At 59.5% G+C, this 17445-nt stretch carries 15 protein-coding genes; 6 read left to right on the forward strand and 9 right to left on the reverse strand.

The window, feature by feature from the left end; all coding sequences use genetic code 11:
- Positions 1-133: 133 nt before the first annotated feature.
- Positions 134-628 (forward strand): NUDIX hydrolase, encoded by a 495-nt coding sequence (locus tag HEQ17_RS02215; protein ID WP_296291063.1) that lies wholly within the window; start codon positions 134-136, stop codon positions 626-628.
- Positions 625-1383 carry a sulfite exporter TauE/SafE family protein gene (locus tag HEQ17_RS02220; protein WP_296291064.1) on the forward strand — a complete coding sequence of 253 codons (759 nt, stop codon included), beginning with the start codon at positions 625-627 and terminating at the stop codon, positions 1381-1383. Before HEQ17_RS02215 ends, HEQ17_RS02220 begins: the two co-directional genes overlap by 4 nt.
- A 38-nt stretch (positions 1384-1421) precedes the next feature.
- On the opposite strand, the gene HEQ17_RS02225 is transcribed toward HEQ17_RS02220, so the two are convergent.
- Complete coding sequence (locus HEQ17_RS02225) at positions 1422-2057, reverse strand: lytic transglycosylase domain-containing protein (RefSeq protein ID WP_296291065.1); 636 nt, start codon at positions 2055-2057, stop codon at positions 1422-1424.
- A 190-nt stretch (positions 2058-2247) separates the two neighbouring features.
- Here HEQ17_RS02225 and mnmA point away from each other — a divergent pair, with 190 nt between their 5' ends.
- Positions 2248-3420: a tRNA 2-thiouridine(34) synthase MnmA gene (gene mnmA, locus HEQ17_RS02230; RefSeq protein ID WP_296291066.1), complete on the forward strand. Its 1173-nt coding sequence runs from the start codon at positions 2248-2250 to the stop codon at positions 3418-3420.
- Position 3421: 1 nt separating this feature from the next.
- Here the strand turns inward: mnmA and tcuB are convergent, their stop codons facing one another.
- From tcuB to HEQ17_RS02245, 3 genes are all read right to left on the reverse strand, one after another.
- Positions 3422-4588, reverse strand: a complete 1167-nt coding sequence (gene tcuB / locus HEQ17_RS02235; RefSeq protein WP_296291067.1) for a tricarballylate utilization 4Fe-4S protein TcuB — start codon at positions 4586-4588, stop codon at positions 3422-3424.
- On the reverse strand, positions 4575-6017 hold the full coding sequence (tcuA, locus tag HEQ17_RS02240) for an FAD-dependent tricarballylate dehydrogenase TcuA (RefSeq protein ID WP_296291068.1): 1443 nt from the start codon (positions 6015-6017) through the stop codon (positions 4575-4577). Before tcuA ends, tcuB begins: the two co-directional genes overlap by 14 nt.
- Positions 6018-6479: 462 nt before the next feature.
- The gene (locus HEQ17_RS02245) at positions 6480-7553 is read right to left on the reverse strand and encodes a 4-oxalomesaconate tautomerase (protein ID WP_296291069.1); all 1074 of its coding nucleotides are present in this window, start codon (positions 7551-7553) and stop codon (positions 6480-6482) included.
- A gap of 86 nt (positions 7554-7639) precedes the next feature.
- On the opposite strand from HEQ17_RS02245, the gene HEQ17_RS02250 reads away from it, so the two are divergent.
- Positions 7640-8563 (forward strand): LysR family transcriptional regulator, encoded by a 924-nt coding sequence (locus HEQ17_RS02250; RefSeq protein WP_296291070.1) that lies wholly within the window; start codon positions 7640-7642, stop codon positions 8561-8563.
- Here the strand turns inward: HEQ17_RS02250 and HEQ17_RS02255 are convergent.
- From HEQ17_RS02255 to HEQ17_RS02275, 5 genes are all read right to left on the reverse strand, one after another.
- Entirely contained in the window at positions 8553-9548 is a 996-nt protein-coding gene (locus tag HEQ17_RS02255; protein ID WP_296291071.1) for a LysR substrate-binding domain-containing protein, read from the reverse strand. The genes HEQ17_RS02250 and HEQ17_RS02255 overlap by 11 nt on opposite strands.
- Positions 9549-9552: 4 nt before the next feature.
- The gene (locus HEQ17_RS02260; RefSeq protein ID WP_296291072.1) at positions 9553-10887 is read right to left on the reverse strand and encodes a DUF3422 family protein; all 1335 of its coding nucleotides are present in this window, start codon (positions 10885-10887) and stop codon (positions 9553-9555) included.
- A gap of 69 nt (positions 10888-10956) precedes the next feature.
- Positions 10957-11970 carry a C4-dicarboxylate ABC transporter gene (locus HEQ17_RS02265; RefSeq protein ID WP_296291073.1) on the reverse strand — a complete coding sequence of 338 codons (1014 nt, stop codon included), beginning with the start codon at positions 11968-11970 and terminating at the stop codon, positions 10957-10959.
- 78 nt (positions 11971-12048) lie between these two features.
- The gene (gene ssb / locus HEQ17_RS02270) at positions 12049-12534 is read right to left on the reverse strand and encodes a single-stranded DNA-binding protein (RefSeq protein WP_296291074.1); all 486 of its coding nucleotides are present in this window, start codon (positions 12532-12534) and stop codon (positions 12049-12051) included.
- Between the two features lie 85 nt (positions 12535-12619).
- Positions 12620-13807 (reverse strand): MFS transporter, encoded by a 1188-nt coding sequence (locus HEQ17_RS02275; protein ID WP_296291200.1) that lies wholly within the window; start codon positions 13805-13807, stop codon positions 12620-12622.
- 150 nt (positions 13808-13957) lie between these two features.
- On the opposite strand from HEQ17_RS02275, the gene uvrA reads away from it, so the two are divergent.
- Entirely contained in the window at positions 13958-16888 is a 2931-nt protein-coding gene (gene uvrA, locus HEQ17_RS02280) for an excinuclease ABC subunit UvrA (protein ID WP_296291075.1), read from the forward strand.
- Between the two features lie 145 nt (positions 16889-17033).
- Positions 17034-17420 carry a glutathione S-transferase N-terminal domain-containing protein gene (locus HEQ17_RS02285; protein ID WP_296291076.1) on the forward strand — a complete coding sequence of 129 codons (387 nt, stop codon included), beginning with the start codon at positions 17034-17036 and terminating at the stop codon, positions 17418-17420.
- Positions 17421-17445: the final 25 nt, after the last annotated feature.

The following is a 17445-nucleotide window of genomic DNA, read 5'->3' on the forward strand; positions in this document are numbered from 1 at the left end:
TGATCTTCTGATGGATTTGAAGTGTGCTCCAAAAATTCACAAGAACCAATATCATCAACTGCAGCTCTTTGGCCGGGCCGACAAAAGATCCCTGGCCCGGCTCTAGGGCCACAAGACGCTCATAATGGAGTCCATGGACACCCGCTGGAAACCCAATGTCACCGTGGCCGCCATCATCGAAAAAGAGGGCCGCTACCTGTTGATTGAAGAGCACACCCAAGAAGGCCTGAAGCTCAATAACCCCGCAGGTCACCTCGACCCCGGGGAATCGCCTGCACAAGGCTGTGCACGCGAAACCCTCGAAGAAACGGCTCGCCATTTCACGCCCAAAGAGTTGGTGGGCATTTACTTGTCTCGCTTCCAAAGGCCTCAAACGGGTGAAGACATCACCTATGTACGCATGGCTTTTTGCGGCGACATTGGCGATGTTCAGCAGGGTCTGGTGCTGGACGAAGGCATTGTGCGGACGCTCTGGATGACCCCTCAAGAAGTCCGCGAGAGCGCACACCGTCACCGCAGCCCCTTGGTCTTGCGCTGCATCGAAGACCATTTGGCGGGGCAACGCTTTCCGCTGCTTGTGATCCACACCGATGCAGCTGTGACCGAGTTACCCCCCTTGCAGCCATGAACGGGGCATGGCTTGGTGAAGCCTTGTGGTTGCTCACGGGAGGTGCCGCATTTGCTGCAGGCGTACTCAACGCCATTGCCGGAGGGGGTAGTTTCCTGACATTTCCGGCTTTGGTGTTTGCAGGCGTTCCCCCGATGGCTGCCAATGCCACCAGTGCCATGGCTGTCAGCCCAGGCTATCTGGGCAGCACATGGGGCTTCCGGTCCGAATTGCAGGCCTTGCCCAAATCTCTGATCCAACGTGAGGTGCTCATCGCGGCGCTGGGCGGTTTGATGGGTGCGGGCCTGTTGCTGCTGACTCCCGCCAAGGTCTTTTCTGGCCTGGTGCCATGGCTCCTGCTGCTGGCAACCGGGCTCTTTGCTGCGGGTCCTGCATTGGCCAAAAGAAACTCAGGTCAAGGTCATCCTGCCTGGCGGCTGCCTGGCCTCATGGCGGTGGCCATTTATGGCGGTTACTTCAATGGGGGACTCGGCATCTTGTTGATGGCGCTGTATACCTTGACAGGCGAATCCCGACTGAACACGGTCAATGCGCTCAAGAATCTCAATTCTTTTGTCTTGTCCTTGCTCTCGGTGCTGGCGTTTGCTCTGGCAGGCGCCATTGTCTGGCCTCAAGCAGTCTGGATGATGGTGTGGGCCACAGCAGGGGGCTGGGCTGGAGCACGCTTGGCCAAACGCTTGCCGGTGCAATGGGTACGCTGGCTGGTGATCAGCACAGGTTTGGTGATGAGTGCCATTTTCTTCATCCGTGCCTAAAGCTTGTCTTTCAGGCCGCAAAGTCGCAGGTGGCAAATTTAATCCGTTTGAACCCTTTGCCCTGCCGCAACAGCGTCCAATCTCTCTTTTTCTGCCATGACCTTGGCCACGTAACCACCGTCTTCGATCAAGGCATAGCCCCCCAGGTAAAACTTGAGACCTTGCTCAACCGATCCGCCGCGCAACTTGATCGCGTCAGACAACACCGCTGCCCCGACACGCAAATTGGTAACAGGATCAAAAGCGGCCAGACGACCACCATAGGCCTCGTACCGTTGGGCATGCACCCCAGTCATCACCTGCATCAGTCCCTGAGCACCTGCATGACTTTGCGCATAAGGGTGAAAACCGGACTCGATGGCCATCACCGCCAAAATCAGATGGGCTGGCAGCTTCGAAGACGCGGAAAGCACATGAGCCTCTGCCACCAAAGCCGCCAAAGGTTCGGGTGCAACCCGGTATTTGCGGGCCAACCAATTGGCAACCAGCGCCTGCTGGGGAGACAAGTCTTTCAAATGCACAGCAGTGGCTCGGTCGGCTGTATTTTTGGGCCACCAGGCCATCAGGACCTTGCGCTCACGCAACCAGGCAGCCAGGCGCTGCTCTGAGGGCTGCAACCACTGCGGCTGTAACCACAACAAGCCAAACAACACGGCCACCAGCAAGCCCAACACGGCAAGACCACGGTGGGTAACCAGGACGAACTTCGCAAGCACACTGCGACAGCGCGCCAGCCAAGTCTTATCTTGAGCCCCGTTGTTAAACATAGTCATCAAAAAACCAAAGACCGCCATTATCCAGTGGATGCAACAAACCCGCCCCCTTTTCACCCTCCGCACGCGCAGGTCATCGGATAATGCGCCCATGTCCAAATTCAAGCGTGTGGTCGTCGGCCTGTCCGGCGGCGTCGATTCGGCCGTCACGGCCCATTTGCTCAAGCAGCAAGGCCATGAAGTCATTGGCATCTTCATGAAGAACTGGGAAGACGACGATGACAGCGAATACTGCTCGTCCAACATCGACTTTGTGGATGCCGCCGCCGTGGCCGATGTGCTGGGCATCGAGATAGAGCATGTCAACTTTGCTGCCGATTACAAAGACCGGGTGTTCTCGGAGTTTGTTCGCGAGTACCAAGCCGGGCGCACGCCCAACCCGGACATCCTGTGCAATGCCGAAATCAAGTTCAAATCGTTTCTGGACCACGCCATGCGCGTGGGGGCCGAAAAAATCGCCACCGGCCATTACGCCCGAGTGCGGCAGAACACCACCAGCGGTCTGTTTGAACTGCTCAAGGGCCTGGACCCCAGCAAAGACCAAAGCTATTTCCTGCACCGCCTGAACCAGGCGCAGTTGTCCAAAACCCTGTTTCCAGTGGGCGAACTGCACAAGACTGAGGTGCGCCGTATCGCCGAAGAGATCGGTTTGCCCAATGCCAAAAAGAAAGACTCGACGGGCATCTGCTTCATCGGCGAGCGGCCGTTTCGCGAGTTTTTAAACCGCTACATCTCCAAAGAACCCGGTCCCATCAAGGACCCGACGGGCCGCACCATTGGAAAGCATGTGGGGCTGAGCTTTTACACCTTGGGCCAGCGACAGGGCCTGGGCATTGGCGGCATCAAGGCCAAAGGGGCCGACATGAAGGCGCTGCAAGCGCGCGGCTTGAGGGGTGCGGGCGAACACACACCCTGGTTTGTGGCCCGCAAGGACATCCCCAACAACACCTTGTGGGTGGTGCAAGGCCACGACCACCCCTGGCTCTTGTCGCCGCAACTGCAAGCCACGGATGTGAGCTGGTGCTCGGGCCAGGCCCCTGCGGCTGGAGCCTACGCCGCCAAGACGCGCTACCGGCAAACGGATGCGCCTTGCAGGCTGCAAGCGCTCGGCACAACCGATGGGGCATCGGGCTTTGAACTTTCGTTCAGCGATCCCCAATGGGCCGTCACCCCCGGCCAAAGTGCCGTGCTGTACGACGGCGAGGTGTGCCTGGGCGGCGGCGTGATCCACTCGGCCAGCGCCTGCCCCAACCCAGCGGCCTGACTTATTCCCCGCCCAGACCCAGCCGATTGGGCTGCCGCTTTTCGACGGCAAAGCGCAGCAAAGCGGCCGTGCGGAAAATGCCGTGCGCAAACTTGCCGTAGGGCAGCGTCAGGAACAAAGCCATCACCGCACCCAGATGCACCGCCAACATCAAAGGCATGGCCGCCGTTTGGCCCAGCAACCACAGCAACAAGCCGGTCACGCTGACCAAAAACAGCAAGGCAATGAAACCCCGGTCCATCGGCTTTTGCGCCGCATCCCCGTGCTCCGGATGGCGGCGCAGGTTCAAGCGCCACAAACCGGCCGTGCCCAGCGTCAGGCTCACCCCACCAATGACGCCCAGCAACTTGGGCAAAGTCGTCAGGTCATAAGGTGCGGGCCAATCCAACACATAGTGGTACAGCGTGGCTACGCTGGTGGCGGCAAAGCACAACATGAAACCGTAAAACGTCAGGTGGTGGAAACGCCTGCGGGCATGCGTCCAGGCGTCGTCCTCGTTGTGGCAACCTTCGCCGTGTCCACCGTCCAGGTACTTCAATTGCAGCGCTGCGTTTGCGGCCTCGGCAGCGGCGGGGGACGTCAAACCCGCACCGCTGGTGGCGGGCGTCACATCACGCCAAAAGCGCATCACGCCGAGCGCCAGGGCCAGCACGGCAAACAAGAAGATGGGCGCAAACAAGCTCACCATCAGGTTGTGGGGAAAGACCGCATAAAAACCACCGGCCACGGGCGCGCCCCACAGCGTGCCTTGACGCAGCATCGCCAAGGCCAAAAACAAAGCCAAACCCAAAGCGAGTGCCACCGACAAGGTCAAGCCATTGCGCTGGTACAGACTGCCCAGGGCCGGAGGCCAGGCGTAGTCGGCATAAGTCTGGCCACGCACTTGCGCCATGGCCTTGGGCACATTGATGGCAAAGTCATGCGGCGGTGCGTACTGGCAGGCGTGCAAACACACCCCGCAGTTGTGGCAGAGGTTGGCCATGTAATGGATGTCGGCCTTGCCAAACTCCAGGCGGCGCGTCATGGCCGGGAACACCGCACAAAAACCTTCGCAATAGCGGCATCCGTTGCAAATTTGCATTTGACGGACCACTTCGGCTTCGGGTGCCGTCATCTCGCCCCGCGCCAAGGCGCGGGCATCTTGGGTCAGGGCTTCAAGCGTTTGCATGGGCAGTGCCTTTCTTTTGGGCGTGGACGGTTTTGGCCGCTTGCTCTCCCGCAATGCGGCCAAAAGCCGTGCCAATCGTCATGCCCACCCCGGCGGTGTAACCCTTGCCCAGCACATTGCCGGCCATCATTTCGCCCGCCACAAACAGGTTGGGGCTGGGCTGGTCTTTGAATCGCACAGCGGTGGTCTCATCGGTTTTCAATCCCAAATAGGTGAACGTCACGCCGGGCCTGACGGCATAGGCGAAATAAGGGGCCGTGTCCAGCGGCCTGGCCCAGTGGGTTTTGGCGGGCGTGACCCCTTCGGTGTGGCAATCGTCCAGAGCCGTGTGGTCAAAAGTGCCCTCACGGCAAGCGGCGTTGTAATCGTTCAAGGTCTTCATGAAGGTGGCCTCGTCCAGGCCCAGCTGGCGGGCCAACTCGGGCAGGCTGTCCGCCTGGGTGCCTTCAAACACCGGCGGCATGAAACGGCCCACCGCCTTGGCGTCGATGATGGAATACGCCACCTGCCCCGGCTGCTGGGCCACCAAACGGCCCCAAATGGCGTAGCGCTTGGGCCAAAAATCTTCGCCCTCGTCGTAAAAACGGCGCGCCTCACGGTTGACCACCACCCCCAGGGACACGCAGTCGATGCGGGTGCAAATGCCACCGTCGTACAAGGGTGCGCGGGCATCAATGGCCACCATATGGGCTTGTGTCGGGTCACCAATGCGGTCAGCGCCTTGGTCCAGCATGTATTTGAGCAACACGCCCTGGTTGTAACGCGTGCCCCGGATCAGAAACTGATCGGCCGGGTACTCACCGCGCTCGTTTTGGCCCCAGGCCTCGCGCAGCCATTCGCGGTTGGACTCAAAGCCCCCCGCGGCCATCACGCAAGCACGGGCCTCCACACGTTCGCGCCGCACGCTGCCATCGGCCAGCTTGTGCATGACCGATGCGGCCACAAAGCGCCCCTCGTCCAATTCGACGGTATCCACCTCGGCGTTGTAGTGGATCTCCACGCCCAGCTGTTCGGCGCTGCGGTAAAAGGCATTGACCAAGGCCTTGCCCCCGCCCATGAAGAACGCATTGGTACGGGCCGTGTGCAAAGCCCCAGACAAAGACGGCTGAAAACGCACACCATGCTTGACCATCCAGGGTCTGCATGTGGCCGAGTGGCGGATGGCCAAGCGCGCTAAATGCTCATCCGTCAAGCCGCCAGTGACCTTGAGCAAGTCTTGCCAGAACTCTTCTTCCGGGTAAGCATCGACCAGCACGTCTTGCGGTGCATCGTGCATGCAACGCAAATTGCGCGTGTGACCTGAATTACCACCACGCCACTCGCGCGGTGCCGACTCCAGCAGCATCACACTGGCACCGCCTTCGCGGGCCATGAGCGCTGCACACAAAGCGGCGTTGCCGCCGCCAATCACCAAAACATCGACCGTCATAAACACTTTCAGGGCGCAGGGCCCGGGTCAGATCAGAACTGGTATTTGCGAAAACCACCGTCCACAGGAATCACCGCACCCGTGATGTCACTGGCCATAAGCGATACCAGAAAAGTCATCCGATTGGCCATGCCCAGCGTCGACGTTCACCACAATGTCCATGCTCACCTCGGTCACAAGGGCGGTTTAGTCTTTAGGTTGAAAGTCCATGGAAACTCTCATGTTAAAGATATTTTTAAATTTAACCCCCAAAAAGGGGACTGTGAACCCGCCTCCAAGGATGGGGGCATCATGAAAAGTGATGGCAGCTGACTTTTCATCTTGTTCAATCAGGCGAGCCATGCCCCGCAGAAACACCACTCAGCTTGTTGTCCTGCGCCTGGATCTTCGCCAAAAGGTTCTTGACAACGTGCACCTAGATGAGGGGCCAATCCTTACGGTTCTTATTTGAATCTGCCAGCCTTATTGAAACGCCAAATCAGCGGGAACATGCAAAACACCTTCCATGATTTTTCGAACCGTACGAACCACGGATGCCCGAACCAATTCCTGCTGATCCGCCTGCCCCCTGACCTCAGCGGCTATCTGAATCACACCCGAGGGGTGCACCACTTTGAAAATTTGTTCACCCTCGACGCACACCGACCGGCTGGCAACCGTACCAGGCAAAGCAAACGCAGTGGCCACACCGATAGCACCTGTGACGGCATGGGCGGTATGACACTGCCAGGGCGTGAAATAGCGTGACACGATGGCCATGGGGTCTTGACCCGGACTGACCAGCACAGGCTTGGGCATCACACTGGCGGACACATCACCCAAGCCCATGAGGCGACCAGCTTGCAGGCGAATGCGCTCCATGCGGGCCAAAAGATCGGGCATGGCATCCAGTTCAGAGGCGCTCTCAGTGCCTTTGACACCCATGCTCGGGGCACGCATCAAGACCATGGGCATCGCAGCATCGATGCAGGTCACCTCCACCCCATCGATCAAGTTGACGCGAGCACCTGTGGGAAAAAGTTTTCCAGTCACGGCACCCCATGCGTCCAGAAAATTCAAGTAAACCGGTGCCGCAGTGCCAGCCACCCCGTCTATGCTCATATTGCCGTCATAGACGACTTGACCATTGGGTGTGTGAATTTGCACATCAATGCGCGCTCCGGTATTGACGTTGTTCACACGCACCGTGGTCATGCCATCCACGGCCGCAATCAAGCCTTGCTCAACGGCAAATGGCGCCACACCCGCCAACATGTTCCCGCAATTGGGACGGGTATCCACCCCGTTGGGTCCGACCTGGGCAAACAGGTAATCCACGTCGCAGTCCACGCGAGAAGATCTTGAAACCATGGCGACCTTGCTTGTCAATGTGGTACCGCCGCCCAATCCGTTGATTTGTGACGGATCGGCTGCACCAATGGCGCTTTGCAACACACGATCCCGCACATGATCATCTTTGGGCAGCCATTCACGAAGGAAAAAAGGGCCGCGTGAAGTTCCTGAACGCATCAGGACGCAAGGCAATGAAGTAGTCATGGGTGCGGATGATGCGATCTGTGTAGAATTTTGTGAATTGCATTTTTAAAAAGTATTGATGCAAAAAACACAAGACTGAATTCGACATGAACATCAACTTCGATTTGCATGACCTGCAGGCCTTTTCTGCCGCAGCTGAACTGGGCAACTTTCGAAAAGCAGCAGAAGCCGTCCACATTTCACAACCAGCCTTCAGCCGTCGCATCGACAAACTTGAAAACGCTCTGGGTGTGAAATTGATCGACAGAAGCACCCGCAGCATGAGTCTGACGGGTGTTGGAAGAGACTTCGCCCGCAAGGTGCGCCTATTGCTTGACGACCTCGATGAGACCTTGCTAGGCATTCAAGAAGTCGGAGGCGCTCGCATGGGCGAAGTCACCGTCGCCTGCGTACCCTCTGCTGTTTACTATTTCTTACCGCAAGTGCTGCGCACTTACCACGCCAGGTTTCCACGCATCCGAATCAAAGTGCACGACGCCAGCGCCAATGAGGTGCTTTCGGTCGTGGCCAGTGGCGAAGCCGACTTCGGGGTCAACTTCATGGGCAACGACGAACCCGGCATTGAATTTCGCAGCATTCTGGAAGAGCGCTTTGTCGCCGCCTGCAGAAAAGATCACCCGCTGGCCAAAAAAAGAAAAGTCAGCTGGCAAGAACTGGGGCAATACGACTTCATGTCTGTTTCCAAATCTTCGGGCAATCGCATGCTGCTCGATTTGGCTTTAGCGTCTGCAGATCAAAGGCCGCAAAGTATTTACGAAGCCCAGCATGTCACCACCTTGTTGGGTTTGGTCGAAGCGGGCATGGGTGTGGCTGCGGTGCCGTCATTGGCCATGCCCAGCGCAGATCACCCGGTATTGGCGAGCGTGCCTTTGTTTGACCCCATCATCACAAGGCGCATTGGACTGATTCGCCGCAAGGGCCGCAGCTTCACACCAGCGGCCGAGAAGCTTTATGAGTTGCTGCTCGGCCTGCGTCCTGGAAGCCGCCGCAAGTCAGTGGTCAAGACTTGACTGCTTGTGTCTCCACCTCAAGATGGGATGACGGAACGCTCAGACTGGCGCCCAACCAGACACCAGAACGAACCAAGGTGCGGACACAATCCGCCAAGACCACACGGGTCGCCAAAGCGGCTGGCGACAGCTCATCGTCCGACAGTCCACATAAGAAATTCACGCGTCGGACTTGATGATCGCTGATGCGGGTCATACAAAGGCTCTCGGTGGCCCCGGGTATGCGCGCCACCGCAGCCCAAGGTTGCAGTGTGGAGCCCAGTCCAGCACCGACGGCATCCATCAGCATGGCCAAAGAGTCCATTTCCATGACCACAAGAGGATCTACCTTGGCTCGGGAAAATGCCGCATTCAGGCCACTGCGCAAGCCATGCGGGCCCGTCGGCAAAATCAAGGGCTCATCACACAGCTGCGCCATGCGCAGGCTCTGGGGGGATTTTCTGGCTCTGCTGGATCGTGCAGAAATGAGGAAAATATCTTCTTCAATCAGCGGCAAAACACTCCAGCGCCTGGCCGCTTGCAAGGATTGGCCACCCGCCATCGGCAAATCAAACAGCACCGCCAAATCGAGCTGCCGTGCGTTGAGCATGGCCGACAAATGCCCCGAGAGGCTTTCGACCATGTGCAAGCGCACATCCGGGTAACGCTCACGCATGGCCTGCATCAGCGGTAAACCCAGTACCGCCGCTGTGGTCGGCGCCAGGCCCACGCTCACCGTCCCCGACAAACGCGCCTGCTGGGCAGCGCGAATGGCCTGCTCGGCGTGCCGCAAGGTCAACTGCGCCTCGCGGAAAAACGCCACCCCCGCCTCGGTGGGCGTCACGCCCTGCGGGCTGCGCTGCAACAAACGTGTGCTCAGCTCTCCTTCGAGTCGGGTGATTTGCTGGCTCAGGGCCGACTGCACCAAGTCCAGATCCAAAGCAGCCCGGCTGATGCTGCCCAACTCCACCACCCGCACAAAATACCGCAGTTGTCGCAGCTCCATGAGGTCAGGTGTCCGATCCGTGCAGTTTCTCTTGGATTTTTTGGCGGCTGCGCCAAACGCTCCACAACACCAAAGGCAGCATCAAAGCCACGGCCATTTCAGGGTTGAAGGGCAGACCATAGGCCTTCAGGCCCTTGAAGGCATAAAGAAGCAGGCTGACCACGTAATAAGAGATGGCGGCCATCGACAGGCCCTCCACCGTCACTTGCAGGCGCAGTTGCAGCTCTTGACCGCGAGTCAGTTTTTCAAGCAAGACTTGGTTTTGCGTTTCAGTGGCAATGTCCACACGGGTGCGCAACAAGGCACTGGTGCGCGAGACCCGCTCGGCCAAAGATGCCAAGCGTTTTTCGGTGGCCATCACGGTGGCCATGGCCGGTGACAAACGCCGCTGCATGAATTCACCCAGCGTTTGAATCCCCGAAATCGGCCGCTCTCGCAACTCCGCCAGGCGCTGGCTGACCAGTGTGTCATAGGCGCTTGTCGCAGAAAATCTGAACCCATGCTCAGCCGTTGCACGTTCGATGCGGGCCGCCAAAGACACCAGCAAATCCAGCAAGGCCTGATCGCTTTCACCCTTGCGCTCCAATAAGCCCGTGATGTCGGCCAACTGCCCCTCAGCGGAAGACAACATGGCAGAAAGGTTTTTGGCCACGGGCAAGCCGCGCAAAGCCATCAATCGGTAGGTCTCCAGCTCCAGCAGTCGCTGCGATATTCGGCCTGCCCTTGCCTCGGAGGTATCAGGTGGTGCCAACACCAGCATGCGCTCAAAACCATCATCGCCGATCTGGAAATGGGTCAGGATGCACGAGTGTGACAAACCCTCAGCAGTGTTGCCCATGCGGGAGGCCAAAATCGTTCCAGGCCCCAACCAGCTTTGGGCTTGGACCATCAGGTCGGGCAAAGACATGTCAACTGACAACATGCCCAACTGAATGGCCGCCATGGTTTGACCCGGCAAACCCCGCAACCATTCGGTACCCACGGCCACATGCGACGCCAGCTCAGGCAACTGTGCGCCCCATTGCGCATGGGCGGGCAGGTTCTGGACAATCGAATAGCGGGTGAACTCGGTGTGACGCTCCCACTTCACAGTGAAATGGTCACAACGCAAACGCAAGAAATTGCCCTGCAAACGATCCAGCTCCAATTCGGCATGGCCGGGTAACAGCCGCAGGTGGGCCCACTCCTGCTCACGCGAAACCCCCTCATTGAGCAAAGCCGCATACACGATCAGCGCCGGCAACCTGACATGAGCAGGTGGTCGGGCGTGGACCTCATTGTGCAACTCACGCCGCTGGGCGTGTTCTTGCGGCAAAAAACGGGAAGTGATTTCGTTCATACCCACATTCTGACCAAAAAACCCAGGGCAGGCCACGGGCACAGAAGCCCCCATCCGGACTGCTCCGTCTCAGGGGGCCTCTGACGACCGGGCTGCCAACTGCACTGGCGGCTCAGGCACCAGCAAACGGCCCTGCAGCCCATCCCGGCAAGTGGCCAACAACAGGACGCCAATCGCCCCCGACACAGTCAACAACCACCCCAGGGCCGCAAGCTGCCCCATGCCCTGGCTGACAGCCAGGTGCACGGACAGTGCAGCCGAAGCAGCCAAAGGAAAGGACATGCCCCAAAAAGGCATGCCAAAGGGCTGTTGCAAACAACGCCTGAGCATTGTCAAAGACACCAGTGAGAAGAACAGCGCCAGGCCCCAAAGCATGTGCATCATTACCTCGGGCACCCCCAATTGCTGACCCGACAAAGCCAACACTGAAGGCGGTGCCATGGTGATGAACGTGGTGGGCAGCATGCGTGCAGGCCACAAGCCCACCACGCCAATGCGCACCAGCACCAAGACCAGGGCCACCGGCCACAACAGCGCTGCAACACCATACTGCGCAGCCGCCCAGACCGGATGGCCCAGCGTCACCCCCGCCAAAGCAGGCAACACATTGCCCACCACCGGAATGAACACGGCGGGCGTCATGCCCTGCCAGAAATGCTCAGGAGACAGACCGTGCTGCAGCCAACGCCACATGACGGCCACAGTGATCAACAACAAACCCGAAGCGCCCAACATCCAAAGCGCATCGGCCCAAAGGCTGTAGCCCCGATGTGTCACCCAGACCGTGGCCAAGAGCACCAACGATGAGGGCACAGCGGCCACAAAGACCTGACGCACAGGATGGCGCAAATCGACCAGCACCGCCTGCGCAAAGTGCACACAACGCCAGACCGTGGCCCACAACAGCAACAGCAGAACCCCCCCGGCCAGCCAGCCCAGACCCTTTGAGACCTGCAGGGCCACTGCCCCCAAAAGGTCCGCAGCGCGCGCCCATGCCAACGACAGACCGCACAGGCCCATGACCATGGCAAACCAGGCAAAGCCCACATGCTCTGTCGATGCAGCCCAAGGTCTTTCATTCATGGTGCTCGCGCCCTTCATGTCCATAAAAAAACCCGTGGGTTAACCACGGGTTGTGCCAGACAAACCTGTTCTTGGCTTCTAGAACGGAATGTCGTCGTCCATGTCGTCGATGCTACTGGCCGCAGGCTTGGAGGCAGAAGCCGGACGCTGGGCAGCAGCAGCCGCAGGTCGCGCAGCGGATGTCGACTGGCGGACACCGCCACCGTCATCGGCGGGGCCACCCATACCCTGACGGCTGCCCAGCATCTGCATCGTGTCAGCGCGAATGTCGGTGGCGTACTTTTCCACGCCGTTTTTGTCGGTGTATTTACGGGTCCGCAAACTGCCCTCGACATAAACCTGACTGCCTTTTTTCAGGTACTGGCCTGCGATTTCGGCCAGCTTGGCAAAAAAGCTGATGCTGTGCCATTCGGTGGCCTCGCGCATTTCTCCGCTGACCTTGTCCTTGTAGCGGTCGGTGGTGGCCACGCGGATGCTGGTGACTGCATCACCCGAGGGCAGATAGCGGGTTTCGGGGTCGGCTCCCAGGTTGCCGACGATGATGACTTTGTTGACGGATGCCATGAAAAACTCCTCGATGATGCCCAATTATGCGGCCAATCGCCCCTCTGTCCAAGGCCCTTCGGACGCCCCAGGCCCATCCATTGGCTCAGGTGGACTGCCCCACAGGCCCAGCTCGGCCCGGTGCCCGCATGGGCCAAGCCAACAACAACCAAATCAGCATGGCCACGCCACAGCTCAAAAACAGTGCAGGGCTGCCCCAGGACTTGACCAGCCAGCCTCCCGCCAGACCGCCCACAAAGAAGCCCAAAGATTGAAGGGTGTTGTAAATACCCAGCGCCGTTCCACGCATGGCCGGGGGTGCAATGCGCGAGGCCAGGCTGGGCTGAGTCGCCTCCAGCGCATTAAAACCGCAAAAAAACACCAGCAAACCCAGCGCCAAAACACCCAGATATGGCGTACCCACCGACTGCATCAACAACCCCACCTGCACCAAGGCGATCAGGCCAATGCAAAGCAAAAACACTTTCTTCAGGTGCCCACGCCGCTCCATGGCAAACACCACGCCCAGAAACAAAAACGACAACAACACCGCTGGCAAATACACCTGCCAATGCCGCGACTTGTCCAGACCTGCCTGCACCAACAAAGCCGGCACCGCCAGCCACATGGCCAACTGCACGGCGTGCAACACAAACACGCCCAAGTTCAAACGCATCAAATCGGCATGGGCCAGCACATCGGACAACCGTCCGCGTCCTTGCACCAAGGCTTGCGGCGGAGCGGGCGGTGCCCCCCAAATAACCACGCCGACGCCCAGCAGGGCCATCGCCCCGGTCAACCAGAACAAACCCGAAAACCCGATCCAGGCCGTCAGCACAGGCGACACCACCAATGACAGCGCAAACATCAGGCCGATGCTGCCACCCACCAGGGCCATGGCCTTGGTGCGTACCTCGTCGCGCGTCAAGTCGGCCAGCAAGGCCGTGACCGCCGCCGACACGGCCCCCGCCCCCTGCAGGCCGCGCCCGATGAGCAACTGGGTCAAATCGGTGGCTGCAGCCGCCCAAAAACTGCCCCAAGCAAAAACGATCAAGCCCAGCACAATCACCCGCTTGCGTCCGAAACGGTCCGATGCCATGCCAAACGGCAACTGCAACAGGCCTTGCGTCAGCCCATAAATACCCATGGCCAGCCCCAGCCAAAGGGGGTCTTCGCCCCCAGGGTATCGGCGTGCTTCCAGGGCAAACACCGGCAAAACCAGAAAAAGTCCCAACATTCGCAAGGCAAAAATGCCTGCCAAAGAGGCACTGGCACGCCACTCGGTGGGCGTCATGTCCAATGAAGAAGATGTCGGCGATAGGTCGGCCACAGAAAACCCAAACAGGGTGAAAACAATAGGTCAATTGTCCCCGATTAACGCCAACGAGTGCCCGCCACAGCCCCGACAGGGATAATCAAAGGTTTTGCCGATCTGACCGCCACCGTGAAACTTGCTGACCCCCCTCTCTTGCCTGACGAACCCGAACCCGCGCGGTATCTGGCCTCAGCGCTGCGGCAAACCCACATCAGCGTGCGCGGGGCCCGCACCCACAACCTGAAAAACATCGACCTCGACATCCCGCGCAACCAGCTGGTGGTGATCACCGGGCTGTCGGGTTCGGGCAAGTCGAGTCTGGCCTTTGACACGCTGTATGCCGAAGGCCAGCGCCGCTATGTGGAGAGCCTGTCGACCTATGCCCGGCAGTTTTTGCAACTCATGGACAAGCCCGATGTGGACCTGATCGAGGGCTTGTCGCCTGCCATTTCCATCGAGCAAAAAGCCACCAGCCACAACCCGCGCTCCACCGTGGGCACGGTGACCGAGATCCACGACTACCTGCGCTTGCTGTTTGCCCGCGCGGGCACGCCCTATTGCCCCGACCACAACCTGCCGCTGCAAGCGCAGACCGTCAGCCAGATGGTGGACGCCGTGCTGGCCCTGCCCGAAGACACCAAGCTCATGATCCTCGCGCCGATTGCGAGAGAGAAAAAAGGCGAGTTTGAAAAAGTCTTCGAGCAAATGCAGGCCTTGGGCTATGTGCGTTTTCGCATCAATGGTCAGACCGTTGAAGTGGAAGACCTGCCCACGCTGAAAAAAACCGAAAAACACAACATCGACGTGGTGGTGGACCGCATCAAGGTTCGGTCAGAAGAGGATGCCAAAGCGCGCGACGCCCTGCTCCAACGCCTGGCCGAAAGCTTTGAAGCCGCGCTGCACCTGGCCGAACACCGCGCCGTGGCACTCGAGATGGACACGGGCAAAGAGCACCTGTTCAACGCCAAGTTCTCATGCCCGGTGTGCACCTACTCGATCAGCGAGCTGGAACCACGCCTGTTCTCGTTCAACTCGCCCATGGGTGCTTGCCCCACCTGCGACGGCATTGGCAGCATGGCATTTTTTGACCCCGAACGGGTCGTCGCCTTCCCCTCGCTCAGCTTGGCCAGCGGCGCCATCAAGGGCTGGGACCGGCGCAACGGCTTTTATTTCAGCATGCTCGAAAGCCTGGCCAAGCATTACCAGTTCGACATCGAAGCGCCGTTTGAAAAACTCGCACCGATTCACCAAAAGGTGCTGCTACACGGCTCGGGCGAGGAAGAAATCAAGTTCAGCTACACGATGGAATCCGGCGCATCGCAAGGCAAAAAAGTCAGCAAGAAGCACCCGTTTGAAGGGATCATTCCCAACATGACGCGCCGCTACCGCGAGACCGACTCGGCCGTGGTGCGCGAAGACTTGGCGCGTTACCGCAACATGCAGGCCTGCACCGATTGCCAAGGCACGCGCCTCAATCGCGAGGCGCGCCATGTGCGCATTGGCGAAGGCGCGCAAGCCCGCGCCATTTACGACATCAGCCACATCACCCTGGGCGAGTCGCAACAATACTTTCAGGGCCTGACCATGCACGGGGCCAAGGCCGAGATCGCCGACAAAGTGGTGCGCGAAATCGCGCTGCGCCTGAAGTTCCTCAACGACGTGGGCCTCAATTATTTGAGCTTGGACCGCAGCGCCGACACCTTGTCGGGCGGCGAGTCCCAACGCATTCGACTGGCCAGCCAGATCGGCTCGGGGCTCACGGGCGTGATGTACGTGCTGGACGAGCCCAGCATCGGATTGCACCAGCGCGACAACGACCGCCTGATCGGCACGCTGCAACACCTGCGCGACATCGGCAACAGCGTGCTGGTGGTCGAGCACGACGAAGACATGATCCGCGTGGCCGACCATGTGATCGACATGGGGCCGGGCGCGGGCGTGCACGGCGGGCGCGTGATGGCGCAAGGCACCTGCGCCGACATCCTGGCCGCACCCGATTCGGTCACGGGCCAGTACATGTCGGGCCGCAAGAAGATCGAAATCCCCAAGCGCCACAAACCGGGCAAGGACTTCATCGAGATCGTGGGCGCGTCCGGCAACAACCTGAAGAATGTGAACGTGAAGTTTCCTGTGGGCTTGCTGACCTGCGTGACCGGCGTGTCTGGTTCGGGCAAGTCCACCCTGGTCAACGACACGCTTTACACGGCAGCAGCACACCAAATCCACCGCGCCCACGACGAAGCCGCCGTGCACGAAGAGATCAAAGGCCTGGAGCATTTCGACAAAGTCATCAACGTCGACCAGTCCCCCATTGGCCGCACGCCGCGCAGCAACCCGGCCACCTACACCGGCTTGTTCACCCACATCCGCGAGTTGATGGCCGAGGTGCCCGCGGCCCGTGAGCGCGGCTATGGTCCAGGGCGCTTTTCCTTCAACGTGGCCGGCGGTCGCTGCGAAGCCTGCCAGGGCGACGGCATGGTGAAGGTGGAGATGCATTTTTTGCCCGATGTGTACGTGCCCTGCGACGTGTGCCACGGCATGCGCTACAACCGCGAAACACTCGAAGTCCAATACAAGGGCCAGAACATCGCGCAGATCCTGAACATGACGGTGGAAGCAGCGCACCAGTTCTTCAGCGCCGTGCCCAACATCGCGCGCAAGTTGCAGACCCTGCTGGATGTGGGCCTGACTTACATCCGCCTGGGCCAAAGCGCCACCACCCTCTCGGGCGGCGAGGCGCAACGCGTCAAGCTCGCGCTGGAACTGTCCAAGCGCGACACCGGCCGCACGCTGTACATATTGGACGAGCCCACCACCGGCCTGCACTTTGCCGACATCGACCTGCTGCTCAAAGTGCTGCACCAGCTGCGCAATGCGGGCAACACCATCGTCATCATCGAACACAACCTCGACGTCATCAAAACCGCCGACTGGCTGATCGACATGGGGCCCGAGGGTGGTGCGGGTGGCGGCACAGTGCTGGGCGAAGGCACGCCAGAGCAGCTGGCCAAAAACAAAGCCAGCTTCACGGGCCACTATTTGGCGCGTTTGCTCTGTTGACCCGACCCGATGATGTTCGCTATTCACGCTTTTTTGTGGGAGCGGTGTCCTCGCCGCGATGGAGCCCCGCAGACCACCACACATCGCCCCGAGGCCGGGGCTCCCAAACCTTTTCATCCAACCACTTTTGAAATTTCAAGCACCTATGAAAACCGTGATCCGTACTTTCTTCCGAACCCTGCGCGTTGTGCTGGGCCCCGTCATGCTGCTCAAAGAGCGCCTGACCCAGCCCACTGGCACGGTGCGCGAACCAGCGGCGCAAGCCCGTGTGGACCAACAGTGCCAAAGCCTTGCGCTCTACCAGTTCAGCACCTGCCCTTTTTGCATCAAGGTGCGCCAGGAAATGCGCCGCCTGTCGCTACCGATTGAAAAGCGCGATGCGCAACACCACACCGCCAACCGCGACGCTTTGTTGCAAGCTACGGGCGCAACCCAAGTGCCGTGCCTGCAGATCACCGAAGCCGATGGTCAAACCCGTTGGCTGAAGGACTCGGCCGCGATCGTGGCGTATTTGCGCGAGCGCTTTGCCTGAACACACAAGCACAAGGGGCCAACCT

Origin of the sequence: Limnohabitans sp. (assembly GCF_023910625.1) — a bacterium.
Taxonomy (GTDB): Bacteria; Pseudomonadota; Gammaproteobacteria; order Burkholderiales; family Burkholderiaceae_C; genus Limnohabitans_A.